This is a genomic window from Acidimicrobiales bacterium, assembly GCA_040219085.1.
GTDB lineage: Bacteria > Actinomycetota > Acidimicrobiia > Acidimicrobiales > JAVJTC01 > JAVJTC01.
The window spans coordinates 66,664-92,129 of record JAVJTC010000003.1; the positions used below are offsets into that span (position 1 = coordinate 66,664).

The 25,466-nt window shown below is 69.4% G+C and carries 21 protein-coding genes; 2 read left to right on the top strand and 19 right to left on the bottom strand.

The features are described 5' to 3' along the window. Position 1: 1 nt before the first annotated feature. The 5 genes from RIE08_01155 to RIE08_01175 are packed head-to-tail and all read right to left on the bottom strand — an operon-like array spanning position 2 to position 5,554. Positions 2–1,543 carry a Ppx/GppA phosphatase family protein gene (locus RIE08_01155; protein ID MEQ8716192.1) on the bottom strand — a complete coding sequence of 514 codons (1,542 nt, stop codon included), beginning with the start codon at positions 1,541–1,543 and terminating at the stop codon, positions 2–4. 6 nt (positions 1,544–1,549) lie between these two features. Next, positions 1,550–2,803, bottom strand: coding sequence for a competence/damage-inducible protein A (locus RIE08_01160; GenBank protein ID MEQ8716193.1), 1,254 nt, complete (start codon positions 2,801–2,803; stop codon positions 1,550–1,552). 55 nt (positions 2,804–2,858) lie between these two features. Next, positions 2,859–3,455 carry a CDP-alcohol phosphatidyltransferase family protein gene (locus RIE08_01165; protein ID MEQ8716194.1) on the bottom strand — a complete coding sequence of 199 codons (597 nt, stop codon included), beginning with the start codon at positions 3,453–3,455 and terminating at the stop codon, positions 2,859–2,861. Next, positions 3,452–4,690, bottom strand: coding sequence for a 30S ribosomal protein S12 methylthiotransferase RimO (rimO, locus tag RIE08_01170; protein MEQ8716195.1), 1,239 nt, complete (start codon positions 4,688–4,690; stop codon positions 3,452–3,454). Before rimO ends, RIE08_01165 begins: the two co-directional genes overlap by 4 nt. A 51-nt stretch (positions 4,691–4,741) precedes the next feature. Continuing rightward, positions 4,742–5,554 (bottom strand): hypothetical protein, encoded by an 813-nt coding sequence (locus RIE08_01175; protein MEQ8716196.1) that lies wholly within the window; start codon positions 5,552–5,554, stop codon positions 4,742–4,744. Positions 5,555–5,647: 93 nt separating this feature from the next. On the opposite strand from RIE08_01175, the gene RIE08_01180 reads away from it, so the two are divergent. Both RIE08_01180 and RIE08_01185 read left to right on the top strand, forming a co-directional pair. Then, positions 5,648–6,208, top strand: a complete 561-nt coding sequence (locus RIE08_01180) for a hypothetical protein (GenBank protein ID MEQ8716197.1) — start codon at positions 5,648–5,650, stop codon at positions 6,206–6,208. A gap of 83 nt (positions 6,209–6,291) precedes the next feature. Further along, positions 6,292–7,767, top strand: coding sequence for an SPFH domain-containing protein (locus RIE08_01185; GenBank protein MEQ8716198.1), 1,476 nt, complete (start codon positions 6,292–6,294; stop codon positions 7,765–7,767). Here the strand turns inward: RIE08_01185 and RIE08_01190 are convergent. The 14 genes from RIE08_01190 to RIE08_01255 form a co-directional block, all read right to left on the bottom strand. Continuing rightward, entirely contained in the window at positions 7,701–8,762 is a 1,062-nt protein-coding gene (locus RIE08_01190; GenBank protein ID MEQ8716199.1) for a calcium/sodium antiporter, read from the bottom strand. The genes RIE08_01185 and RIE08_01190 overlap by 67 nt on opposite strands. Before the next feature lie 62 nt (positions 8,763–8,824). Beyond that, positions 8,825–11,203, bottom strand: a complete 2,379-nt coding sequence (locus RIE08_01195) for a DNA translocase FtsK (GenBank protein MEQ8716200.1) — start codon at positions 11,201–11,203, stop codon at positions 8,825–8,827. 104 nt (positions 11,204–11,307) lie between these two features. Next, positions 11,308–12,984 carry a ribonuclease J gene (locus RIE08_01200; GenBank protein ID MEQ8716201.1) on the bottom strand — a complete coding sequence of 559 codons (1,677 nt, stop codon included), beginning with the start codon at positions 12,982–12,984 and terminating at the stop codon, positions 11,308–11,310. Next, positions 12,977–13,879: a 4-hydroxy-tetrahydrodipicolinate synthase gene (dapA, locus tag RIE08_01205; GenBank protein ID MEQ8716202.1), complete on the bottom strand. Its 903-nt coding sequence runs from the start codon at positions 13,877–13,879 to the stop codon at positions 12,977–12,979. The genes RIE08_01200 and dapA overlap by 8 nt, the downstream gene beginning before the upstream one ends. Positions 13,880–13,973: 94 nt before the next feature. After that, on the bottom strand, positions 13,974–14,804 hold the full coding sequence (locus RIE08_01210; GenBank protein MEQ8716203.1) for an SURF1 family protein: 831 nt from the start codon (positions 14,802–14,804) through the stop codon (positions 13,974–13,976). A gap of 303 nt (positions 14,805–15,107) precedes the next feature. Then, positions 15,108–15,938, bottom strand: coding sequence for a 4-hydroxy-tetrahydrodipicolinate reductase (gene dapB, locus RIE08_01215; protein ID MEQ8716204.1), 831 nt, complete (start codon positions 15,936–15,938; stop codon positions 15,108–15,110). Then, entirely contained in the window at positions 15,895–18,474 is a 2,580-nt protein-coding gene (locus tag RIE08_01220) for a polyribonucleotide nucleotidyltransferase (protein ID MEQ8716205.1), read from the bottom strand. Before RIE08_01220 ends, dapB begins: the two co-directional genes overlap by 44 nt. A 193-nt stretch (positions 18,475–18,667) precedes the next feature. Next, positions 18,668–18,937 (bottom strand): 30S ribosomal protein S15, encoded by a 270-nt coding sequence (gene rpsO / locus RIE08_01225; protein ID MEQ8716206.1) that lies wholly within the window; start codon positions 18,935–18,937, stop codon positions 18,668–18,670. A gap of 176 nt (positions 18,938–19,113) precedes the next feature. Continuing rightward, the gene (truB, locus tag RIE08_01230; protein MEQ8716207.1) at positions 19,114–20,004 is read right to left on the bottom strand and encodes a tRNA pseudouridine(55) synthase TruB; all 891 of its coding nucleotides are present in this window, start codon (positions 20,002–20,004) and stop codon (positions 19,114–19,116) included. Continuing rightward, entirely contained in the window at positions 20,001–20,399 is a 399-nt protein-coding gene (gene rbfA / locus RIE08_01235) for a 30S ribosome-binding factor RbfA (GenBank protein MEQ8716208.1), read from the bottom strand. The genes truB and rbfA overlap by 4 nt, the downstream gene beginning before the upstream one ends. 26 nt (positions 20,400–20,425) lie before the next feature. Continuing rightward, a complete protein-coding gene (locus tag RIE08_01240) occupies positions 20,426–20,725 on the bottom strand; it encodes a DUF503 domain-containing protein (protein MEQ8716209.1) in 300 nt (99 codons plus the stop codon). A 13-nt stretch (positions 20,726–20,738) separates the two neighbouring features. After that, a complete protein-coding gene (gene infB / locus RIE08_01245; GenBank protein ID MEQ8716210.1) occupies positions 20,739–23,498 on the bottom strand; it encodes a translation initiation factor IF-2 in 2,760 nt (919 codons plus the stop codon). 75 nt (positions 23,499–23,573) lie between these two features. After that, a complete protein-coding gene (gene nusA / locus RIE08_01250; protein MEQ8716211.1) occupies positions 23,574–24,896 on the bottom strand; it encodes a transcription termination factor NusA in 1,323 nt (440 codons plus the stop codon). After that, positions 24,893–25,432: a ribosome maturation factor RimP gene (locus RIE08_01255; protein MEQ8716212.1), complete on the bottom strand. Its 540-nt coding sequence runs from the start codon at positions 25,430–25,432 to the stop codon at positions 24,893–24,895. Before RIE08_01255 ends, nusA begins: the two co-directional genes overlap by 4 nt. Positions 25,433–25,466: the final 34 nt, after the last annotated feature.

Below are 25,466 nucleotides of genomic sequence, written 5' to 3' on the forward strand. Positions count from 1 at the left end.
CTCACGCGACGACGATCCGTACGGGCCTTCCCACGGCGTCGGCGAGCAGGTCCGTGCGATCGGTGGCCGTGAAGATCTCGACGTCGGCGTCGGCCCCCGGCGCGATGGTAAGGACGATCTCCAACTCGTCGCCGAGGCGACACTCCACGTCGGCGACGACCTCGGACCGGCTGCGGTCCAGGGCGATACCCACCCGCAGCAGCCCGGCGAGCATCCGCACCAGGGCACGGTCCGCCTCGTCGAGCGCCACGAAGGGTTCGTGGCTGGTCTTGGGGGCCGAACGACGGTGATAGCGCGAGACCTGGGCGATGAGCTCGATCTCGCCCTCGGTGAACCCCACCAGCTGATCGGTGTGACGAATCACGTAGTAGCTGTGCTTGTGATGGGCGGCGTGGGAGATGAACAGCCCGACGTTGTGCAGCATGCCCGCGGCCTCGAGGAGGTCCCGTTCGGCTGAGCCGTAGCCGTGATGATCGCCGAGTTGGTCGAACATCTCGAGCGCCAGGTCGGTCGCGTGCTCGACCTCGGAGCGGTCCGCGCTGAAGCGGTCGGCCATGCCCAGCACCGAGTCGCGCCGGATGTCGCTCAGCTGGCGCATGACGTCGCCCCGGTCACCCGCCGCGATCCTGTCCAGGAGGACCCCCTCGCGCAGCGCGTACTCCGAGACGGTCATCGCGGGGATCGACAACTCGTCGAACAGTGCCTCGAGCAGCAACACGCCGGCGACGATGACATCGGCGCGCCGCGGATCGAGCCCCGTGAGCGAGCCTCGCCGCTCGGTCGTCTTCGCGGCGAGGATCTCGTCGACCACGACACCGAGATCCTCGCGGTCGAAGGTCGCGTTGTTCACCCACCTCGTCGGTTCCCGCCCGTGGTGGTGCTCGACCATCGTGGCGATCGACGCGATCGTGCCGGAACTCCCGACCGCCCGCTCGAAACCCACCTCGGCGATGTCACGGGCCACCGGTGCCAGGAACGCGGCCAGGTAGCGGCGGCACTCCGCCACCTTCTTGGAGCGGGACCGGCCGTCCGCGAAGAACCGGTCCGTGAGTCGGATGTGGCCGAGCTTCACACTGCGTGCGGCCAGGACGCGGGGGCCGAGTCCCACCAGCAGCTCGGTGCTGCCGCCGCCGATGTCGATCAGCAACAGTTGCTCGTCATAGACCGGCACCGCCTGCAGGACACCGAGATGGATGAGCCGGGCCTCCTCCACACCGGAGATGACCTCGACGTCCACCCCGGACTCCCGTGCCACTCGGCGCAGGAACTCGTCGCGGTTGGAGGCCTCACGGACGGCGCTCGTCGCGACGGCGGTGACGTCCGCTCCGAGGCTCTCGGCCAGGCGCGCGTAGTGGGTGATCGCCTCCACCCCGCGTTCGATGGCGTCGGGCTCGAGGCTCCGCAGATCGCCGGGACCGCTACCGAGACGTACGGACGTCTTCTCGCGGGATACGATCTCGAAGCCACCTTCGGGACGCACCCGTGCCACGACGAGGTGGATCGAGTTGGTCCCGATGTCGATCGCGGCGTGCAGGTCCGACACGGGGGTTCAGCCGACGAGCTGCGCGCGCCGCAGGAGCCGCACGCGCAGGTCCGACAGGGCGGAGATGGTCGTGAACTGGCGCACCCGCTCCCGGTCGGTCGGGTACGCCATGCGGTGGGTGCTGACCTCGCCGTCGAGAAGCGTCGCCATCCACACGGTGCCCGGGGCGAGACCGTCGACCGGGTCCGGGCCGGCCACCCCGGTGACGGCGATGGCGCAGTCGGCGCCGAGGACGTCGGCGACGCCGCGGGCCATCGCGACGGCTGCCTCCTCGGAGACGACGGGCACGTCGGGCACACCCAGGACGTCGTGCTTGACGGTTGCGGCGTAGGAGACGACCGAGCCGACGAAGACGTCACTGGCCCCCGGGATCATCGTCAGACGGGCACCGATGAGCCCGCCGGTCAGGGACTCCGCCGTGGCGAGCCGCAGGCCGGCGTCGCGACACAGGTCCAGCACGACGGACTCCATCGTCTCGTCGTCCACCCCGAAGATGAGCTCGTCTCCGAGCAGCGCGCGCAGCCGGGCCTCTTCGGCGTCGAGGACGGCGGCGAGGTGGGCCGGCGAGTCCGCCTTTGCCGTGATCCGGACCTTGAGGCCCTCCCAGCCCGACGCGAGGAACGCGATGGTCGCATCGCCGGAGGCGTCCAGCCGTTCGATCTCGGCCTGGAGCCGCTCTGAGAGACCGGACTCGGACTCCCCCCAGGTCCGCAGGACCCGTGAGCCGATGACGGCGGTGATCCCGGCCCGTCGCTTCAGGTCCTCGACCACGAACTCGCCGACCATCCGCTGCATCTCCCAGGGGACCCCGGGCACGGCATAGACGACCTTGTCGCCAACGGGGCACACGAGCCCCGGAGCGGTTCCCGGCATCACCGGTATCAGCGAAGCGCCGACGGGTACGTCGGCCTGGCGCAGGTTGTTGTCCGACATCGGCCGACCGAGGTCCGCGAAGAACCTCGAGATGCGTCCGACCGCGCCGTCGTCGCGGACGAGGTCGACGCCCATCACCGCGGCGATCGCTTCACGGGTGATGTCGTCCTGGGTCGGTCCGAGGCCGCCGCAGCAGATCACGGCGTCGCTGCGGTCCAACGCCTGTGCCAGCACGGCGACCATCCGGGCGAGGTTGTCACCGACCTTGGTCTGGTGGTGCGAATCGATCCCGCTCAGCGCGAGTTGCTCGCCGATCCAACTCGAGTTGGTGTCGACGATCTGCCCGAGCAGCAACTCCGTGCCGACCGCCACGACTTCACAGTTCACGGTGCGGACCGTACTCGCGCGACGCCACCGGGCCCCACGGGACGGCGCAGCCGGCTCACCCGCCGGTGTGGCTCGTGGCGGTCCGGCCGTCGACCAGGTACTGGAGTCCCGTTGCCACGGTGAACGCGACGGCGACCCACAGCGCCGCGGCCACGACGGTGCGCTCGTCGGAGAGCGGCGGGAAGACCGCTATGGCCAGGGCCAGGCCCTGCACGAAGGTCTTGTACTTGGCGGACCGGCGTGCGGGCACAGCGAGGCCCTCGCGGGCGAACCGGACCCGCTGAACGCTGATCCACAGTTCCCGGGCGGCGATGATCGCGACCGGCAGCCACCAGTACCCGTCCACGGCGACGAGACAGACCATCGCCCCGATCACCACGATCTTGTCGGCGAGAGGGTCCAGGAACGCGCCCGAACGCGAGACGTCGTCGGCGCGACGGGCGAGGCGGCCGTCGTAGACGTCGCTCGCACCCAGGATCCAGCCGAAGATGAACGCACCCCACGACGCGCCCCGGTCGGGTTCGGCGTCGATGATGAACCAGAAGAGCAGCGGCGACGCGGCGATCCGGCTGAGCGTGACGACGTTGGCCGGTCGCAACAGCCACGCGTACGACGACGACACCGATTCCGACGCGGGGTTGACAGAGGTCACGGCCGCTCCCCCACCAGATCAGGGCCGACGGCACCGGCCACCTCGACGGTGTGGAACTCGCCGACCGTCAGGTCGTGGGGGACGGTCACGATGCCGTCGATCTCAGGGGCTTCACGGTAGGTGCGCGCCACGCCGGGTTCATCCACGAGTACTTGGACCTCGCGACCGATCAATTCGTCACGTCGCGCCTCGGTGACGAGGTCCTGGATGTCACGCAACTCCGCGAGACGTTCCGCGACGAGGTCGTCGGGGACACGACCGTCCAGGTCCATCGCGTAGGTGCCCTCCTCGGGCGACCACCCGAAGAAGCCACACCAGTCGAGACGGGCGGACGACACGAACTCGACGAGGGCGTCGTGGTCCTCCTCGGTCTCGCCGGGGTAGCCGACGATGAAGTTGGTCCGGAACGCGGCCCCCGGCTCGCGCGCTCGGATGGCCTCCATTCGGGCCGCGAACCGGTCGCCGTCGCCCCAGCGGCGCATGCGCCGCAGCAGCGGACGGGACACGTGCTGCAGCGACAGGTCGAAGTACGGCACGCCGGTTGCACAGATGGCGTCGATCAGCGCGTCGCTGAGATCAGACGGGTACAGGTACAGCAGGCGCACCCACGGCACGCGCTCTGCGACGGTCTCGACGAGCTCGACGATCCGGCGCTCACCCACCCCCTGGTCGCGCCCGAACACGGCGAGGTCCTGGGCGACCAGGACGATCTCGCGCGCCCCGAGAGCGTCGACCTCGGCGACGATGTCGGCGATCGTACGTGACCGCTGCGGGCCCCGGAACGACGGGATCGCGCAGTAGCCGCACGCCCGGTCGCAGCCCTCGGCGATCTTCACGTAGGCCCAGGGAACCGACGACCGCGGCCGGGGCAGATTCAACAGGTCGAACGACGGCAGCGACGGCTTCGAACCGATGCTGACGGGCACGCCGAAACCCACGACGGCGTCGGCCTCGGGGATCGCGTCGGCCAGCTCGTCGCCGTACCGCTCAGCCATACACCCGGTGACGACCAGCTCGGCACCTGCCCGACGACGCTCACCGAGCGTCAGGATCGTGTCGATCGACTCCTCGCGGGCCTCTTCGACGAAGGCGCAGGTGTTGACGACGACGAGGTCGGCCTCCTCGGGGCTCGCGGCGGCCTGCATGCCGTCGGCGAGCAGCGTGCCGGTCAGCTTCGCCGAGTCGACCTCGTTCTTGGGGCAGCCGAGAGTCTCGAGCCAGAACCGCCGTGTCACGGGGGCGAGCCTACCGGCGCGACCCCGGCCCGGCTGCAGTGGCGAGCGCCGTCACCGCACCGCCGGCACGGCGGGAGCGAGCAGCTCCGCGGCGGCGTCGTGAAGGCACTCTGCGTCGAGATGAATCCCGTCAGCCGCCAGACAACCGGTCGCAGGCTCATCGCCGAATCCGAGGAGTTCACCGAGATCGGCGATGCGAACCCACGGGCGATCCCGGCCCAGGGCCACGGCCAACGCGTGGATCTCCCGATTCGTCTCACAGATGACAGCCCGCTCGACGCAGACGTGGCCGACCCACCACACCTGCGTGCCCGTGTCGGAGAACGCGTCGAAGACCCGGGCGAGGCGCGCCGCGTACGCGACGGACCACCCCGGCTCGCCCCACCGGGCGACCACGGCACCCGAGTCGTCGAGAAGGTCGACGAAGTCGTTGGTTCCCACGGAGAAGACGAAGACGTCGGGCGGATTCCCCTCGGCGATCTCCTCGGCGCGGGCCGGCCAGTCGTAGCCGTTGGGGAAGGCCAGGCCGGTCCCCTGGACTCCGATGACATCCACCGTCACGCCCCCGCCGACGAGGCCGACCAGCTGACGGCCGAGGCCGACCGAGATGGAGTCGCCGGCAACGGTGAACGTCCGGGCCGGGCCGGAAGGCATGGGCGTCGTGGCGCGCGTGGGCCCGTCCCCCGGCACGTCGACCGACTCCCCCGCCGACGAACCTGCCGTCGGGGTCGACACGGGATCCGTCGAGGTGATCTCGCCCCGATCGACCACTGAGTCCGTGGCCACCGCACTCGCGCCACAACCCGCGGCGAGGAGGAGGAGCAGGAGGAGCACGGCGGAGGCGGCAAAGTGAACTCGGAGCACATGCATTGTGTACCCGCCTCCGGTCCGGTCCAGGCCGCGCCCCGACGGCTACCGTGGAGGCTCCGCACGCGACGCCACGGAAAGGGGCCGATCATGGGTGGCTGGTTCGACGACCTGACCGGCGATCTCCAGGTCTTCTACGTGATCGGCATCGTGGCCGGCGTCTTCTTGTTGTTCCAGCTGGTGTTGCTGGCCTTCGGCTTCGGCTTCGACGCAGATGTGGACTTCGACGGAGGCGACGGCGGCTTCGACGTCGGCTTCCTGTCCCTGCGGACGCTCACGGCGTTCTTCTTCGCGTTCGGCTGGACCGGCGTCATCATGAAAGAGGCCGACCAGTCGACACCCGCCGCGGTCGGCGTGGCCGTCGCCGTGGGACTGGCGATGTTCCTGGGAGTGGGTCTGTTGTGGCGCCAGTTCACCAAGCTCCAGGAGACCGGGTCCGTGGACTACGCGAACGCCGTCGGCGTCACAGGCAGCGTCTACCTGCCGATCGCCGCCAACCGGGGGCGCGCCGGAAAGGTCGAGGTCATGGTGCAGGGCCGACTCGCCGTCGTGGACGCCTACACCCGCCAGGACGAAGACATCCCGTCCAAGACCCGGGTCCGGGTCGTCGAGGTGATCGACTCGTCGACCGTGCTCGTCGAACGGATCTGACCGACACCCGATCCCCACCGGGTCCGGCCCCACGGGGGCCGATGCCATAAGCTCCACCCGATACCCGTACGGAAGGACCCGAGATGGCCGTCATCATCATCGTCGTCGGTGCCGCCGCGCTCCTGTTGGTGGTACTGCTCGCCTTCGCGACGCGCTACAAGCGGTGCCCGTCGGACCGCATCCTCGTGGTCTACGGCCGCGTCGGCGGCCAGGGCGAGTCATCGCGCTGCCTGCACGGCGGCGGCGCCCTCGTCGTCCCGATCGTGCAGGGGTACCAGTTCCTGGACCTCACGCCGATCCCGATCGAGATCATCCTCCAGGGCGCACTTTCCCAACAGAACATCCGCATCAACACGCCGTCGACCTTCACGGTCGGCGTGTCGACCGAGCCCGGCGTCATGCAGAACGCAGCCGAACGTCTCCTCGGTCTGAACCTCACCGAGATCGAGGCGCTCGCCCGCGACATCATCTTCGGTCAGATGCGCGTGGTGATCGCGACGATGCCGATCGAGGAGATCAACGCCGATCGCGAGAAGATGATCGCCAACATCACGGACTCGGTCGAGGTGGAACTGCGCAAGGTCGGCCTGCGCCTCATCAACGTCAACATCCAGGACATCACCGACGAGTCCGGCTACATCGACGCCCTCGGCCGTGAGGCCGCCGCCCGGGCAATCAACGACGCCAAGATCAAGGTCGCCCAGCAGGAACGTGACGGTGAGATCGGCCGGGCCGACGCCGAGCGCGAGCAGCGCATCCAGGTCGCCGCGGCCAACGCACGGGCAACAGAGGGCGAGAACGAAGCCAAGGTGTCCGTCGCCGAATCAGACTCGCGTCGCCGTCAGGCAGAGGCCGACGCCGAGCGCCTCGCGAGCGCCTCGGAGCGGGTCAACTCCGCCCGGGCCGCCCAGGAGTCCTACCGGGCCGAAGAGGAGTCCGAGCGCACCCGTGCCGAGCGCGACAAGGCGTCGCAGTACGCCAACATCGTCGTACCCGCAGAGATCGAGCGTGAGCGTGTCCGCACGCTCGCCGACGCCGAGGCCGACAAGATCCGCCGCATCCGCCAGGGTGAGGCCGACGGCCAGCGGGCCCTGATGGAGGCCGAAGCGCTCGGTCTGTTGGCGTTGCTGTCACGACGGGCCGAGGGTTTCGGCGAGATGGTCAACCAGGTTGGCGGGTCGGGCGACCTGGCCGCGCTGTTGATGGTCACCGAGAAGCTGCCCGAACTGGTCGCCGAACAGGTCAAGGCGATCTCCAACCTCAAGATCGACAAGGTCACCGTCTGGGACTCCGGCGGCGGCAAGGGAACAGGCGACGGCCCGGGAGGTTCGACGGCCAACTTCCTTTCCGGCCTCGTCGGCTCGGTCCCGCCGCTGCATGAACTGGCCGCGAACGTCGGCGTGCGCCTACCCGACTACCTCGGGAGCCTCGAGGGACCGGAGTTGGCGGACCGCCTCCGAGAACTCGCCGACGGAGTGGAGACGAGCGGCGATCAGGCCGGCGACGACAGCGCGGAGGATCCGGCCCCGGCCGGGTCCGCCGCTCCGGCGTCCGGCTGAACCTCCGCGATCACAGCCTGAGATCCGACCGACCCTTCCTCGTCCTCATCGTCAGAGACGAGGAAGGGGATGGTCGCGACGTAGACGACGAGCAGCAGGGCTGCCTCCCACCGCACCACCTTCAGCCCGGTGAACATGAACAGCGCGCCCGCCACGGACACCCCCACCATGATCCAGGTGGCGAGTCCGGCGAGGTTGGAGTCGATGAGCGGGCCCGGTCCGATGAGACCGATCACCGCTCCCACAGCCAGGCTGTTGAAGAGGTTCGAACCCAGCAGGTTCCCCACGATCAGGCCCGTCTCACCCTTGCGTGCCGCGATCACAGCGGTCACGAGCTCGGGTAGCGACGTGCCGATGGCGACGAGCGTCAACCCGACGAAGCCCGCCCCGAGACCCACCTCCTCGGCGATGTCGAGCGCACCCTCGACGAGCAGCTGCGCGCCGAGGACGGTGCCCGCCAGACCCAGGAAGGTTCGGAACAGGACCACCCTGACGGGCTTGTCCTCCTCGAGCGGCAATTCCTCGAGCTGCTCGACGATCGGGTCGCCGCCAGCCACTTCGGCCCGCAGGATGATGAACAGCGCCGTGACGAGTGCGACGGCGAGGACGACGCCCTCCCACCGCTCGAAGCCGTCCTGAACGAGCAGGGCGAACAGCCCGACGGACAGCAGCGACAGCGGGGCCTCGCGGCGCATGGTCGCCCGGTCGACCGGTATCGCCATGATGAGGGCCGCCACTCCGAGAACGAGTGACAGGTTCGCCACGTTCGAACCGATGACGTTGCCGACACCGAGATCACGGTCGCCACGGCCCGCGGCGAGTCCCGAGACCAGCATCTCGGGAAGGCTCGTACCGAAGCCGACGATGACCGCGCCGATGACGACCGGCGAGATCCGCAACTTGATGGCCATGGTCGCAGCACCGACGACGAACTCGTCGGCCGCTTTGGCGAGCAGGACGACGCCGATCAGGACGAAGACGACGGGCAGGACCACGCCGGCAGACTACCGGCGGCGCCGAGCGCCCCTCGCGTCCCGATGGCCGGGTCGGGCCCCGCTCAGCCGGGTTCGGCCGATGAACCGGCCATTTCCTCCGGGCTCATCAGCACCTCACGGGCCTTGGACCCGAGCGACGGGCCGACGACCCCGCGTTGTTCGAGCAGGTCCATGAGCCGTCCCGCCCGGGCGAAGCCGACGCGGAGCTTGCGCTGGAGCATCGACGTGGACCCCAGCCCGCTCCCGACGACGAGCTCCATGGCCTCCGCGAGCAGTTCGTCATCGTCGTCGCCACCACCACCGGCGCTGCCCGACGACGGCGTCTCGGTCACCGACTCGGAGTCGATACCCGAGAGGGTCTCGGTCTCGACGGACTGCCGACGCCACGCACCGACGACCTTGCGGACCTCTTCCTCGGTCACCCACGCACCCTGGATGCGGTTGGGTGTGCTCGACGACGCGCCGAGCAGCAACATGTCGCCCTGTCCGACGAGGCGCTCGGCTCCAGGCTGGTCGAGGATCACGCGGCTGTCGGTGAGGCTCGACACGGCGAAGGCGAGGCGCGTCGGGATGTTGGCCTTGATGACGCCGGTGATGACGTTGGTCGACGGGCGCTGGGTGGCGATCACCAGGTGGATGCCGACCGCACGGGCCTTCTGGGCGATGCGACAGATCGAGTCCTCGACATCGCGGGCGGCGACCATCATCAGATCGGCCAGCTCGTCGACCACGACGAGAATCAGGGGAAGTCGCTTGTAGGTGAGGGGTTCACCGGCGGCATCGGTCTCACCGAGGCCCGGCTGCAGGTCGCCGCGGTCGAACGCGCCGTTGTAGCCGTCGATGTCGCGCACGCCGACGCTGGAGAGCAGTTCGTAGCGCCGGTCCATCTCCCGACACGCCCAGGACAGCGCATTCGCGGCCTTCTTCGGGTCGGTCACCGGCTGGGTGAGAAGGTGCGGTACCCGCTCGTACTGGCTCATCTCGACCATCTTGGGATCGACGAGGATCATCCGGACGTCGTCGGGAGTGGACCGCATCAGGATCGACGTGATGATCGAGTTGATGCACGACGACTTGCCGGCTCCCGTGGCGCCGGCGATGAGCAGGTGGGGCATCTTCGCCAGGTTCATCATCACCGACACGCCGTTGATGTCACGGCCGACGGCGACCTCGAGGGGGTGGGTGGCCCGGCGGGCCTCCGGTGAGGCGAGGATGTCGCCGAGTGCCACGACCTGGCGGCTCGAATTCGGGACCTCGACGCCGATGGCCTGACGGCCCGGGATCGGCGCGAGGATGCGGACGTCGGGAGAGGCCATCGCGTAGGCGATGTCCTTGTGGAGACTGGTCAGCCGGGCGACCTTCACGCCCTCGCCGAGTTCGAGTTCGAAGCGGGTGACCGTCGGGCCGACCACCATGCCGACGAGGTGGGTCTCGACGCCGTGCGCCGCGAGGGCCTGCTCGAGGATGCGCCCCCGCTCCTGCACGGCCCGCTGATCGACCTTCACCGCGCCCGAACGGTCCAGGACCTTCATGGACGGCAGCTTCCACGGCGAGCCCTTGGCCGCCGGGCCGAGTTCCATCTCGAGTTGCGCGGGTTCACCCTCTTCGCCCCCCGCGCCGATCTTGACGACCGGTTCGTCGTTCTTCGGGGGTTTCGGGGCCTTCTCCGGACGGGGTGCGTCCGCCGGGGGCGCCGTCCCGAGCATCGGCGACGGACCGGCGACGTCCTGGTCGAAGACCGCTGCACCGCCGATCACCTCCTCGCCGTCGGGAAGTGACCGGTCGACGGCGTCGACGGGGTCGGGCTCGCCCATCAGCGCGGCGACGAAGCGGGAGAACCCGACCCGGACGGGCCCGGTCCACCGCGCGGCGTGACTGGCGACGCTGCGCAGCGAGGCCTGCGTGACGGCGACCAGGCCGAGAACGCCGATACCGAGCAGGATCGCCGTGGCGGCCCAGGGACCGGTGCCGGCCCGCAGGGGCGCGCCGAGTGCCCACCCGAGCACACCTCCGGCTTGTGCGAAGTCGTTCACCGAGTCGCCCCACCCGGGGTTGCCCCGGCCCACGTGGGCCAGCGCGGTCCCGCTCAGGGTCATGAGGACCGCTCCGACGCTGAGCTGGGCCATGCGCAGCGACTCGCCCGCCTTCTTGTCCTCCCGGTCGGTCGGATCCCAGGCGATGAGGGCGAAGCCTGCAGCAACGAGAGCGAGCGGGATCACGAGGCGGACGATGCCGATCCCGAGTCCGAGGCCGTCGTCGATGACGTCACCCACCGGCCCGGCCACACCGCCGTAGGTGGCGAGCGCGGTGACGAAACCCGCGACGACGGCGAACAGACCCCATACGTCGGCGCGGTGGTCGCCGAAGGCGGCCGCGTGCGGGCGCGCTGAGCGCGTTGAACGGGAAGACGATGTCTTCGTACGTGAAGGCTTGTTGGCCACGGGTGTCCGTACCTGTCGAGACGACGACTGGGTCCGGCCCCTACTCCGCCCATGAGGCTAGCGCACCGGCGCGTCCAGCACGGGCAATGGCGGCGAGCGCCGGCTCAGTCGTCGGCGAGAAGGACGACCGGCACGATCATCGGGCGGCGCCCGGTGAGGTCATTGACGGCGCTCCCGATGGTCCGACGCACGATGCGACCGAGCTCATCGGTGTCGTGGGCGTCCTTCGTGTCGTCGAGGAACTCCTCCACCGCGCCGCCGAGCTGGCGGGTCATCTCGGTGATCAGATCCCGCTCGTCGGCGTGGTCCAGCCAGCCACGGGCGACGATCACCGGCTCGGCGACGAGGGCGCGGTGGTCGGGGTCGATACAGACGGTGGCGATGACCGTGCCGTACTCACCGAGGATCTGCCGCTCCCCCACGAGGCCCCGGTCCGGGCCGATGAACGGCCCGTTGAGGAGGAGGTGGTGGCCGGGGGCGACGTCCTTGTGGAGAGCGAGGCCGTCGTCGCTCAGCACGACGCTGTCGCCGTCGCGGGCGACGAGCGTGCGGTCCGGTGACATGCCGAGGTCCTGGGCGAGCTCGGCGTGGGCGGTCATGTGGCGCAGTTCGCCGTGGACCGGGACGAACCACTCGGGCGACGCCACGAGGTGCAGCACCGTCAGCTCGTCACGCTTGCCGTGTCCGCTCGTGTGCAGGTCCAGCGCGCCCGCGGTCTCCACGATCGCGCCGACCTCGACGAGGCGGTTGATCATCTGGGCGATCTTGAGGTCGTTGCCGGGGATGGGCGTCGAGGACAACAGGATCGTGTCGTTCGGACCGATCTGAATCCAGCTGGACCTGCCCGCGGCGGCGAGCGCCAACGAGGACCGCTCCTCACCCTGGGATCCCGTCGAGATGACACAGATCTCGCCCGGGTCGTAGTCGCCGATGTCACCGATGTCGATGATCGACGCGTCCGGGAGACGGATCACGCCCGTCTCACGTCCGGCGGCGACGTTGCGCTTCATCGACATCCCGAGCGTGGCGATCTTGCGACCGGATGCGATCGCGGCGTTGGCGATCTGTTGCACCCGGTGCAGGTGTGACGAGAAGCAGGCCGTGATGATCCTGCGCCCGGCGTGCTGCTCGAAGAGCAGGCGCAGGGTGGGGCCGATCTCGCTCTCGGACTGCGAGGACCCGGGCTCGTCCGCGTTCGTCGAATCGGCGAGCATGAGACGGATACCGGGATCGTGGGCGAGGGCGCCGATGCGGGGAAGGTCCGTGCGTCGGCCGTCGATCGGGTGGTGGTCGAGCTTGAAGTCACTCGAGTGCAGGACGAGCCCCTGGTCGGTCGTGATGGCCGAGATCAGCCCGCCCGGCACGGAATGCGTGACGGGAATGAACTCGCACTCGAACGAGCCGATGCTGAGGCGGTCGCCGTCCTCGACCGGCACGAAGGTGACCCGGTCCAGCAGCCGTGCCTCCTCGGCGCGGTTGCGGGCGAGGGAGAGGGTGAAGGGGGTGCCGTAGATGGTGAGCGGCACGTGGGGAAGGACATGCGCGATCGCGCCGACGTGGTCCTCGTGGCCGTGGGTGGCGATCATCCCGATGACCTTGTCGCCATTGTCGACGATGTGCTCGAGCGCCGGCAGCACCGAGTCCACGCCGGGTCGCATCTCGGACGCGAACATCTGACCGCAGTCCAAGATGAGCATCTCGCCCCGCTGTTCGATCGTGGCGCAGTTGCGTCCGATGTCGCCCAGTCCGCCGAGGAAGGTGATCTCGACCGGGTCAGCCACCGAGGAACTCCCGGCCGACCTCGACACCGGTGAGGACGTCACGGGCATGGTGCTCGAGACCGTCGGGCACGTCGTGCATGGGCGGGCGGCAGTGGCCACCGGGGAGACCGAGCACGCGCATCATCGCCTTCGTCGGGATCGGGTTGGGAGCGTCGGGGGAGGTCTCGAAGCGGTACGACGGCAGCAGTGCCCGGTTGATCCGGGCGGCTTCGGCGACGTCGCCGCGTTCGAACGCGCTGACCATCTGCTGGTGCTCGGCACCGGCCCAGTGGGTGGCGACACCGATCACGCCCACCGCGCCGATGGCCAGGAGCGGGAGCGTCAGGTTGTCGTCGCCGGAGTAGACCTCGAAACCGTCAGGAGCGTGGGCGGCGAAACGGGCGGTCTCGGCCGGATCTCCCGCGGCATCTTTGAGCGCGACGATGTTGTCGACGGTGTGGGCGAGCTCTATGAGGGTGTCGGTCTCGATCTTGCGTCCGGTGCGCACCGGGATGTCGTAGAGGACCACCGGGAGGTCGGTGGCGCCGGCGACGGCGGTGAAGTGTGCGAGGAGGCCCTTCTGGGACGGGCGGTTGTAGTACGGCGTGACCGACAAGATGGCCTCTGCGCCGGCCTCACCCGCCCGCTTCGTGAGGTCGATGGCAGCACGGGTGTCGTTGGAACCCGCTCCTGCGATGACAGGCACGTCGACGGCGTCGACGACGGTGGCGATGAGGTCGGCCTGTTCGGCATGGGTGAGCGTCGGGGCCTCACCTGTCGTCCCGGCCACGACGAGACCGTCGCTGCCGTGCTCGACCAGCCACGCCGCGAGTTCCGCGGCCCCGTCGAGGTCCAGACCGCCGTCGGCGTCGAACGGCGTCACCATGGCGGTGAGCACCCTCCCGAACCTGGCCATCGCACAGCCTCCAAGGTCAGTGTCCACCCACGGAACCGGCGGAACGCCCCGACAACGGTAGTGGAGAGCCGGCCGCTGGCGACGCTGGGACTCCTCAGGCGGGCCCGCCGCGGTCCTGCACCGACCGGTTCAGCTCTGCCAGTTCCCAGTCGAGGGGGTCGGAGATGTCCTGTTCCCCGCTCTCGGCTCGGGCCCGTGACCGGGCGATTCGTCGCACCGCCAGCGGATACCCGATGAGGCCGATCAGGGTGAAGATGAGCCACTGACCCGCGTAGCTGAGGTGCGGGCCCTCGTTCAGCTCGGGGCGTTCGAGGACGAAGGGAAGTTCGCCGGTCTGGACCGGGGACTGGGACTCGATCTGGAGGTAGAGCATCCGCACGTCGGCGTCGATCTGCTGGTCGAGGCGGGCGAGGTCGGGCCGGGCGAGCGAGGAGAGGGCGCCTTCGGCCGGGTCGGCCTGGGCGAGGCGACCGGGCTCCACGCTGGTGCGCAGGAAGCCGACGGCGGTGACGGTTCCCGTCGGCGGGTCGACGTCGGGTCGGGGCTGGTCGGGATCGAACCCCAGCGGGATCCAGCCCCGGTTGACAGCGAGCGCCGTCCCGTCCTCGAGGATCAGCGGCGTGAGGACCCAGTAACCGGGAGCGCCACCGCGGGACCGGTTGCGGATCAGTACCTCTCCGGAGCGGTCGTAGGTGCCGGTGGCCTCGACGATCCGGAACTCGAGGTCCTCGTCGGTCTCGTCCAGTGGGACGTCGGTGGCCGGAACCGGGGGCTCGTCGAAGCGCGCCGTGATGGTCGCGTTCTCGTCCCGGCGTTCGTCGAGGCGGTTCAGCTGCCAGAACCCGAGACTCACGAACGTCACCAGCACGGCCAGCACGAACACGTGCGAGGCGATCCAGCGCGGCTTCAGGAGGAATCGGTACACCGGGTCCCATCGTAGGGACCGCTGTGCCCTGTAGGCCGGTCGGGGCCCCGGTTCGGGCCGGTCGCAGGTCACCGTGCGGCTGGCGGGTCACCGTTCGCACGACCCGGACCGACGCGCAGGTCGCATCGCGACGTTCGTTCGCGAACGGGTGCCCGATATCCGCTATTGCGGATACCTGGCGGGCACTTGCGCAAAGAGATCGACCGCCGATGTACGCGATCGCGTACATCGGGCCCCGGTTCTGAGAGAGGAACGTCGCGCGAAGGCTCCCTCGACGCGCAGCGCCGGGCCGCGGGAGCCCGCTCAGACGTCGAGCAGTGAATCCAGGCCGAGCGTGAGCGGCTCGGGGAGCCCGGCGACCTTCTTGGCCGCCAGCACGACGCCGGGCATGAACGACGAACGGTCGTAAGAGTCCTGGCGGATCGTCAGCGACTGCCCCTCGGACCCCAGGATGACCTCCTGGTGGGCGACCAGCCCCCGGAGGCGCAGCGAATGGATGTGGATGCCGCCGGGGGCGACGCCACCACGTGCACCGTCGAGCACCTCGTCGGTGGTCGGGTCCGGCGCCCACTCCCCCGACGCCGCGGCCATCCGCTCAGCGGTGACCCGCGCCGTCCCCGACGGAGCGTCGATCTTGCGGTCGTGATGCAACTCGACGATCTCGGCCGTTTCGAACCACGGCGCGGCGAGTTCCGCGAACCGCATCATCAGCACCGCCGAGATGGCGAAGTTGGCGGCGATCAGACACCGGCTCGACGTGAACGCCGCCCGGAACGTATCCAGGTCGTCGTCCTCGAATCCCGTCGTCCCGACCACCGCGTGGACGCCGTTCCCGGCCAACCACGGAAGCGTGACCCGGGCCGCCTCGACAACCGTGAAATCCACGGCGACCTCGGCGCCGGCGTCGGTGATGGCGTCCAGCTCCGGGGAGATGACGACATCGGTGCCCGGGACGCGACTGTCGCCGCGGTCGACAGAATCGACCGCGGCGACCAGTTCCAGTTCCGGGTCGTCGCGCACCGCGGCACACACGGTCGCACCCATGCGACCGGCGGCACCGACGACGGCGACCCGGATCATCGCGGTGAACTCAGCGACGTCGACGGCCACCACGGCCGCCGCCACCGCCGCCACGACCGCCGCCGCCCCTACCGGGACGTCGAGCGGGCTGGGCGGGACCGAGATCGCCGACCTCGGCCTCGAGCTCCTTGCGGAAATCCTCCTCGAAGGACATCTCGGTGCGCTTGCCGCCGTCACCGTTGTCCGAGTCGCCGTCGCGACCACCGCGGTCACGACCGCCGCGGTCGCGGGACCGGCCACGATCACGATCACGATCCCGGTCACGACCACCGCGTGAACCGCGGTCGTCGTCGGAATCGCCACGGTCACGGGACCGGCCACCGTCACGACCGCCGCGCGAGCCACGGTCGTCGTCGGAGTCCCGCGAATCCTCGGAGCTGTCCGAGTCGTCGGACCCGGAGTCGTCGGAACCACCGTCGTCGTCGCCGGTCGGGGTCAGGCTGATCTTGCCCTGCGGATCGATGTCGTCGACTCGCACCTCGATCTCGTCGCCGAGGTTGAGCTCGTCCTCGACCTTGTCGATACGGCGCTTGCCACCGATCTTGGAGATGTGGAGCAGGCCGTCACGGCCGGGCATCAGGTTCACGAACGCACCGAAGCTGGTGATGTTCACGACCCGTCCCATGTAGACGGCTCCGACCTCGGCCTGAGGCGGATCGAGGATCAGACGGATCTGACGCTCGGCCTCGTCGACCGCATCGCGGTCCGCGGACGCCACCGACACGACGCCGACCATGCCGTCGTCGTCGACGTTGATCTCGGCACCGGTGTCCTCCTGGATGGCCTTGATGACCTTGCCCTTGGGACCGATGACCTCACCGATCTTGTCGGCGGGGATCTCGAAGCTGACGATCTTCGGGGCCGTCGGGCCGACGTCCTCGCGAGGCTCACTGATCGCCTCGCTCATGACCTCGAGCACCTTCATGCGCGCCTCGTAGGCCTGCTCGAGGGCGGCGGCGAGCACGTCGGCGGGGATGCCGGAGATCTTCGTGTCGAGCTGGAGAGCCGTCACGAAGTCCTCGGTGCCGGCGACCTTGAAGTCCATGTCGCCGAACGCATCCTCGGCTCCGAGGATGTCGGTGAGGGTCGTGTACTTGCCCTCGTGGTGGACGAGACCCATCGCGATGCCGCCGACGGCTGCCTTGATCGGCACGCCCGCGTCCATCATCGACAGGCTGGAACCGCACACCGACGCCATCGAGGTCGAACCGTTGGAGGACAGAGCCTCCGAGACCAGGCGGATCGTGTACGGGAACTCGTCCATCTTCGGCACGACCGGCAGAAGGGCACGCTCTGCAAGCGCGCCGTGACCGATCTCGCGACGCTTGGGGCCACGCATGAAGCCCGCCTCGCCGGTGGAGAACGGCGGGAAGTTGTAGTGGTGCATGTAGCGCTTGCGGGTGGTCGGGTCGATCCCGTCGATCATCTGGTCCATACGACCGGTGCCCAGGGTCGTCACGTTGAGGACCTGGGTCTCGCCCCGCTGGAACAGGCCCGAACCGTGCGCCATGGCGACCATGCCGACCTCGGCGGACAGTTGACGGATGTCGGTCACACCGCGACCGTCGATGCGCACACCGTCGTTGACGATGCGGCTGCGCACGATCTCCTTGGTGAGAGCGCGGATGGCGTTGCCGACCTGCTTGTCGGCACCGTCGAGATCTGCGAACCGGTCTGCCAGTGCGGCACGGATCTCGGCCTTCGCCTCGTCCTCGGCCGCGCTGCGCGCTGCCTTGTCGGCGATCTTCTGGGTGTCTGTGAGCTTGTCGCGCCCGACCTCTTCGACCGCGGCGCGGACCTCGGGGCTGTAGTCCACCTGGACGTCGAAGTCGATGGGGGGCTTCACGCCCGCGGCGGCGATCAGCCGACGCTGGACCTCGATGGCCTCACGGATCCAGGTCTTGGATGCGTCGAGGCCGCCGGCGATCACCGACTCGTTGACCTTCGGGGCACCGTCTTCGTAGTAGTCCCACGCGTTCTCGGTACCGCCTGCCTCCACCATCATGACGGCGACCTCGCCGTCGTCGGTGATACGGCCGGCGACGACCATCTCGAACGTGGACGCCTCACCCTCCTGGTAGGTCGGGTGCGGGATCCACTCGCCTTCGGTGCTGTAGGCCACGCGTACGGCGCCGAGGGGGCCGTCGAAGGGGATGCCCGAGATGCACAGCGCGGCGGAGGCCGCATTGATCGTCAGGACGTCGTAGGGGTTCTCCTGGTCCGCGCTCAACACGGTGGCGACGACGTGGACGTCGTTGCGGAACCCGTCGGGAAACGACGGGCGCAGGGGCCGGTCGGTGAGACGGCAGGTCAAGATGGCCTGCTCGCTGGCACGACCCTCACGGCGGAAGAACGAGCCGGGGATCTTGCCCGCGGCGTAGGAACGCTCCTCGACGTCGACCGTCAGGGGGAAGAACTCGATGCCCTCACGCACCCGCTTGTTGGCGGTGGCGGTCACGAGGACCTGGGTGTTACCCATCTGCCCGACGACTGCGCCGTCGGCCTGGAATGCGTAACGACCTGCCTCGAAACCGAGGGATTTCTCCTCGTCACCGGTGACCGGTGACGAGACGGAGACGATGTCACTCATCGCTGCTCTCTTTCCGGGGCACTCGCCCCTGTTGCCCGGCCATCGAGGCCGGTCGCAGCGAGGCCAGATCCCAGTTGGAGAGGTCCCGGCCTCCGGCCGAGGCCCCTTCAACTGGCAGCTGACTGACCGCTGCTGGATGGTTTGCGCGCCACCGTGCGGTACGGCCGGCGGCGATGTTCGGGGAGACCCCGCCTTAGCGGCGGAGTCCCAGTTCTGCGATCAGTGCCCGGTACCGCTCGACGTTGACCGAGGCCAGGTAGTCGAGCATCCGACGCCGCTGACCGACCAACGACAGCAGGCCACGCCGGCTGTGATGGTCCTTCTTGTGCACCTTCAGGTGCTCGGTCAGGTGGTTGATGCGATCGGTCAGTAGCGCAACCTGGACCTCGGGCGAGCCCGTGTCCGTGTCGTGGTGGCGATGCTTGGCGATCGTGTCAGCCTTGGGCGGCAGATTCTCGGCCATGGTGGCTCCTCGGGTGTCCGGACCCGGCTTCGCCGGCCGTTCGATCTCAGGATCGGTGCGAACCGCGAAGCCATCTCGTGAACGCGTCCGACGGACGCGATGGTCGGGTTCGGCCCGACCGAGTGGTCAGGCTACCAGCGCCGTGGCCACAAACGCCGCACACGTGAACCGTCGACTCACGCCGGCGGTATGACGACCTCGGGAGCGAGGACACTTCCCCGTACCGAACACACGGCCAGCAGCGTCCCCTCGCCGTCGAGGAGCGCCACCTCGGCACCGTCGATCATCGGCGGGTCCACCTCGGGCACGGCGAGCCTCTTGCCGTGCCCGATGGCCGCGACGTCGGCCGGGTCGTGCACGACATGAGTCGGCAGGTCGCGCACCCCCGTGGCGAGGCTCACGAGCGTCGGCGACTCGACAGGATGGGCATCGGCCAGCGTGAACGAGCCGACCTCGGTGCGGGCCAACGTCCGCACGTGGGCGACACCGCCGAGTGCCTCGCCGATGTCGGCTGCCAGCGTGCGGATGTAGGTGCCCGACGAGCACCGCACCGTCAGCGACACCACCGGGCCGTGCTCACCGTGGCCGGTCACGTCCCCCACATCGAGTCGATGAATCGTCACCGGGCGCGGAGGTCGCTCGACCTCGCCGCCTTCCCGGGCGATCTCGTGCAGTCGCCGCCCGCCGATCTTCACGGCCGACACCATCGGGGGGATCTGTTCGATGTCGCCGACGAAGCGCTGCGCCGCGGCGGTCACCGCCGCGCGGTCGACGCCGCCCATGTCGGCGGTCGCCGTCACGTCCCCCTCCGCGTCGAGCGTCGTCGTCGCGACTCCGAACTCGACCGTGGTCACGTAGGTCTTGGGCAGCGCCGTGACGAACCGCAACAGCCGGGTGCCCCGACCCACGCCGAGGATCAGAAGGCCCGTCGCCGGTGGGTCCAGCGTCCCGGAGTGGCCGATCTTGCGGGTCCCGATGACACCGCGGGCCTTGGCCACGACGTCGTGTGAGGTCCAGCCGGCCTCCTTCGCGATGACAGCGAAGCCGTCCGGGCCCGGTCCACTCACGGAGCGGCGCTGTCGGAATCGTCGTCGTCGTCGCCGAGGCCCAGCTCGCGCAGGATCTCCTCGACGCGGCCGCCGCCGGTCACGCCGGTGTCAGCCATGAAGACGAGGTTCGGGACCTTGCGGATACGCGTCTCCTGTCCGATCAGACGCTTCAGCCGCCCACGGTGGGCGCCGAGCGCGTCCTGGGCTGCGGCAACCGTCTCGGCATCCTCGTCGAGGGTCGAGAAGTGCACCTTCGCCACGTTGAGGTCACGGTCGACGTCCACGGCCGTGATGGACACGTGGAAGAGTTCCTCGTCGTCGATCCGGGTGAGTTCACCGGCGATGATCTCCCGGAGGAGCTCGCCGACCCGGGCCGTGCGCTCGTGGTCCCGTCTTCCGCCACGTCGTGCCATGGGGTTCTCCTCGTGTCGATCGGGGTTCAGATGTCGAGCTCGAGCCAGTGCCGGTCGATCGAGCCGATCTCGATGTCGGGCCGCGACCACACCCAGCGTTCCACGGCGTCGAGGACGTCGGTGGCACCACGCACCGAAGGGCCCGCGAAGGCGACGACCACCAGCGCCCGCTGAACGAGGTCGTGGCCGCCCGCCTCACTGGCCGAGACGGGGAAACGGTGGCGCATGCCCTCCACGAGAGAGCGCACCACCGACCGCTTGTCCTTCAGTGTGGCCGCCGTGGCGATGTGCACGTCGACCGTCAGAGCGGCGACGACAGGTGACATGGGCCTCAGCGCGTCAGGTGCGCTCGATCTCGCGATCCTCGAACGTCTCGATCACATCGCCCTGCTTGAGGTCCTGGAAGTCCGACAGGCCGATACCGCACTCGAAACCGGAACGGACCTCGGTGGCGTCCTCGGTGAACCGCTTGAGCGAGGTGACCGACCCCTTCCAGATGATCGTGCCCTCCCGCAGGAAGCGGACCTTGGAGCCGCGGGTGATGACACCGTCGGTGACGTAACAGCCGGCGACTGCGCCGATGCCACGGATCCGGAAGATCTCGCGGACCTCGGCCTCGCCGGTGACGACCTCTTCGAACTCGGGGACGAGCATGCCGACAAGAGCCGCTTCGATGTCCTCGATCAGCTTGTAGATGATCTCGTACGTTCGGATCTCGACGGACTCGGCTTCGGCCAGCTCACGGGCCTTGCGATCAGGGCGGACGTTGAATCCGATGATCGTGGCGTTGGACGCTGCGGCGAGCTGGATGTCGTTCTCGGTGATACCACCGACGCCGCGGTGCACGAAGGCGAGCTTCACTTCCTCGCGCTCCACCTTGCGGAGACTCTCGGTGAGCGCCTCCAGCGAACCGTTCACGTCGGCCTTGACGATGAGGTTCAAGGTGGCGGCTTCGCCGGCCTGGATCTCCGAGAAGATGTCCTCGAGCTTTGCGCCGCTCGACGTTGCGGCCGAGTCACGACCGATGCTCGCCAGACGCTGCCAGTGCTCGCGGGTCTCGGCGACCTTGGTCGCGACCTTGTCGGTGGGAGCGACGACGAACTCGTCCCCCGCATGGGCGACATCGGACAGACCGAGCACCTGAACGGGCATGGACGGCCCTGCCGTCTTGACCTGCTCGCCATGATCGTTGATCAGCGCCCGCACGCGTCCCCATGCCGCCCCGGCGACCACGGGGTCACCGACGGCGAGGGTTCCACGCTGCACGAGCAGTGTGGCCACCGGGCCACGGCCGATGTCGAGATGCGACTCGAGCACGACGCCGGTCGCACGACCTTCGGGCGGCGCTGTCAGCTCCTCGACCTCGGCCACGAGGATGAGGCTGTCGAGCAGTTCTTCGATCCCGAGCCCCTGGAGGGCCGAGACCTCGATGGTCACGGTGTCGCCACCCCAGGCCTCGGGGATCAGGTCCCGCTCGGCGAGCTGCTGCATCACCCGGTTCGGATCCGCGTTCTCGCGGTCCACCTTGTTGATGGCGACGACGATCGGGACCTCGGCCGCGCGGGCGTGGCTGATCGCCTCTTCGGTCTGGGGCATGACGCCGTCGTCCGCAGCGACGACGAGCACCACGATGTCGGTGGCCTCGGCGCCGCGGGCACGCATCGCGGTGAAAGCCTCGTGACCCGGGGTGTCGATGAAGGTGAGGCTGTGATCGTTGCGGTGGACCTGGTAGGCACCGATGTGCTGGGTGATGCCACCGGCCTCTCCGGCGACCACGTCTGCGTCGCGGATGCGATCCAACAGCTTGGTCTTGCCGTGGTCCACGTGACCCATGACCGTGATGACCTGCGGACGATGTTCCTCGTCCTCGTCTTCCTCGTCGGGAAGGTCCAGCATCTCCTGGAGCTCGACCTCCTGCTCCTCGCCCGGATCGACGAGACGGATCTCGACACCGATCTCGGCCGCGAACAGTTCGATCATGTCGTCGTTCAGCGACTGGGTCGCCGTGACCATCTCACCCTGTTGCATGAGGAACCGGACGACGTCGGCCGCCGTGCGGTTCATCTTCGTACCGAGATCCTGGGGCGTCGACATGCGCTCGACGACGACCTCGCCCTCGGGGACGGGTGCGTCCTCGGGCGTGTAGGTCGGGACGTCGACCGGCTGCAGATCGTCGATGTTGCGACGACGACGGCGACGCGTGCGGCGGCGCGGCTGCCGCGGCGGACCGCCACGACCACCACCGGGGCCTCCGCGACCGGGAGGGCCCGAACGTCCGGGGGGCGGACCGCCACCGGGACGGCCACCGGACGGACGAGCGGCTCCACCACCGGAGGGCGAACCAGAAGGAGGGGCGCCGGCGCGACGGCCGGGCGGCGGACCCGAAGGGCGACCGGCGGCGCGCGAGGTACGCGGACCGGGCGGAGGCGGAATGGGCTTGCCGGACTGCGAGGTGGGTGGGGCGGGCGGAGGCGGAATGGGCTTGCCCGTCTTGGACGTCGGCGGCACCGCGGGCGCTGACGTCGAGGCGTCGTCGGCCGGCGGCGCATCGACCGTCGCGGCAGGCTGCGCGGGCGCCTCCGATGGCGGCGCTTCTGCGGGCGGGGCCTCTGCGGGCGGCGCTTCGGCGGCGCGCGTCGGGGCCGCCGGTGGCGACGGAGGCGTCTCGGCCCGGACAGGGGCGGGGGCGGGACGGGTGGGCCCCGACGATCCACTCGAGGTCACGACGCGGCGTCCCGGCGGCGGTGTGGTGGGCACGGGCTTCGAGGATTTCGTCTCCGCTGAGGGCTCTGAAGCCGCGGCGGGCTCGTCGACCGGGGCCGGGGACTTCTCGGCCTCGACGGGGGCCGGTGTCGACTGCTCGGGCGCCGGCGCTTCGACCGCCTCGGCTTCACCGTCGTCGTCACCGTCGTCGTCACCGGTGTCGCGGATCAGGCCTTCACGTTCGGCCTTGCGGCGGACGCGGTCGGCTTGAGCCTCCTCCATGGATGAGGAGTGGCTCTTCACGCCGATCCCCAGCTCCTGGCAGAGGTCCAGCGTTTCCTTGTTCTCGAGACCGAGCTCGCGGGCGAGCTCGTACACACGCGTCTTACTTGGCAAGTGCCGACTGATCCTTGTGGTCTTCGGGTCTTTCGGAGCGGCGCGAGTCACCTCGTCCGCAGCGCAGCATTCAGCCTAGGGGGACTCGGGGTCGTCCCCGCCCTCGGCTGTGTCGTCGGTGGCGGCGTCGGCCCGGTCGTCGGACTCCCCGGACTCGGCGTCAGCGGCGTCAGCCGCATCGTCGGACTCCGCGGACTCGGCGTCAGCAGCGTCAGCGGCCTCGTCGGACTCCCCGGACTCGGCGGCGTCGACGGCCACGTCGACGGCCTCGTTGGTGGCCTCTTCGACCGCAGCCGCCGTCCACTCGTCGGCGGAGAGCGCCGGGCCGCCCTCGGCGGGCTTCCAGACCTGCTCGCCGGTCTCGGGGTCCACGATCCACTCACCCTCGGCCCAGTCCACGTCGGTGTCGACGGCGCCGGACTGCTCCTCGGCGAGCTGGGTCTCGGACTTGATGTCCACCCGCCAACCCGTGAGGCGGGCGGCGAGGCGGGCGTTCTGGCCCTCCTTGCCGATCGCGAGCGACAGCTGGTAGTCGGGCACGATGACGTCGGCCGTGCCGGTCTCCATGTCGATGAGGACGTCCTTCACCTTCGCCGGCGACAGCGCCTTCATGACGAACTCGACGGGATCGTCCGCGAACGGAACGATGTCGATCTTCTCGCCCCGCAACTCGTTCACGACCATGCGGACACGCGAGCCGCGTGCGCCGACGCACGCGCCCACGGGGTCCACGTTGGGGTCGTTGGACCACACGGCGATCTTGGTGCGGTGGCCGGGCTCACGCGCGCACGCCTTGATCTCGACGACGCCGTCCGCGATCTCGGGGACCTCGAGCTCGAACAGGCGCTTGATCAGGCCCGGGTGGGTGCGGCTGACGACGATCTGGGGGCCCTTGGCCGTCTTGCGGACCTCGACGATGTAGGCCTTGAGGCGCGTGTTCGGGTCGGGCCGCTCGTAGGGGACCTGCTCGGCCTGGGGCAGCAGTGCCTCCACCCGGCCGAGGTCCAACAGGGTGTAGCGAGAATCGGTCTGTTGGATGATGCCGGTGACGATGTCGCCCTCGCGCCCCGCGTACTCCTCGTACTTGAGCTCCCGCTCGGCCTCGCGGATGCGCTGGGTCATCACCTGGCGGGCCGTCTGCGCGGCGATCCGGCCGAAGTTGTCGGGCGTCACGTCTATCTCGTCGCCGACGGGCTCACCGTCCTCGTCGATCTCCTGGGCGATGACACGTATGTCCATCGAGTCGGGGTCGATGGTCACCCACGCATACTCGTAGGCGCCCGGCATCCGCTTGTAGGCGGACTCGAGCGCATCAGCGAGAGCGGCGAACAGGGTGTCGACGGAGATTCCCTTGTCGGCGGCGAGCGCCTGCAGCGCCTCCATCATGTCGGGGTTCATCGCTTCGAGCCTCCAGTCGTCGCGCCGGCGGATCCGTCGGAAGCGCTGGGCTTCCGACCCGGTGGCGTGCGGCGCGAATCGCCGCCCCCGGCGTTCCAATCGAAGACCGTGCGGGCCTTCGTCATGTCGGCGATGTCGATCTCGACGGGTTCGCCCTCGTCGGTCAGCACCGTGATCGTCTGAGCATCCGAGCCGGTCAGTACGCCCCGGATGCGGCGGCGTCCGTCACGCTCATGGCGGAGCTTGACCGACACCTCCGAACCGACCGCACGGGCGAAGTGCTCGGGGTGCCGCAGCGTTCGTTCCAGGCCGGGGCTCGAGACCTCGAGGGTGTACCGGCCCGGCACGGGGTCGGCGGCGTCGAGCTCCGCGGAGACGGTTCGGGTGGCGGTGGTGAGCTGGCCCGAGTCGATGCCACCCTCGGCATCGACGCTGACGACGAGGCGTCCTCCGCCCCAGACCACGTCGAAGAGCTCGAGTCCGAGGTCGTCGAGTAGCGGCGCGACGAGTTCGCGCACCCGCTCCTCGACTCCCATCTCGCACTCCCTCGTGTGTCGTACTCCCGGCGGC

What these genes read in the sequence shown, in the direction of transcription:
- RIE08_01185 (MEQ8716198.1), top strand. Translation starts at nt 6,292, where the DNA reads ATGGCCGTCATCATCATCGTCGTCGGTGCCGCCGCGCTCCTGTTGGTG.
- nusA (MEQ8716211.1), bottom strand. Translation starts at nt 24,896, where the DNA reads ATGAACCCCGACATGATGGAGGCGCTGCAGGCGCTCGCCGCCGACAAG.
- rbfA (MEQ8716208.1), bottom strand. Translation starts at nt 20,399, where the DNA reads ATGGCACGACGTGGCGGAAGACGGGACCACGAGCGCACGGCCCGGGTC.
- RIE08_01255 (MEQ8716212.1), bottom strand. Translation starts at nt 25,432, where the DNA reads ATGGGAGTCGAGGAGCGGGTGCGCGAACTCGTCGCGCCGCTACTCGAC.
- RIE08_01240 (MEQ8716209.1), bottom strand. Translation starts at nt 20,725, where the DNA reads ATGTCACCTGTCGTCGCCGCTCTGACGGTCGACGTGCACATCGCCACG.
- rpsO (MEQ8716206.1), bottom strand. Translation starts at nt 18,937, where the DNA reads ATGGCCGAGAATCTGCCGCCCAAGGCTGACACGATCGCCAAGCATCGC.
- RIE08_01220 (MEQ8716205.1), bottom strand. Translation starts at nt 18,474, where the DNA reads ATGAGTGACATCGTCTCCGTCTCGTCACCGGTCACCGGTGACGAGGAG.
- RIE08_01180 (MEQ8716197.1), top strand. Translation starts at nt 5,648, where the DNA reads ATGGGTGGCTGGTTCGACGACCTGACCGGCGATCTCCAGGTCTTCTAC.
- dapA (MEQ8716202.1), bottom strand. Translation starts at nt 13,879, where the DNA reads ATGGCCAGGTTCGGGAGGGTGCTCACCGCCATGGTGACGCCGTTCGAC.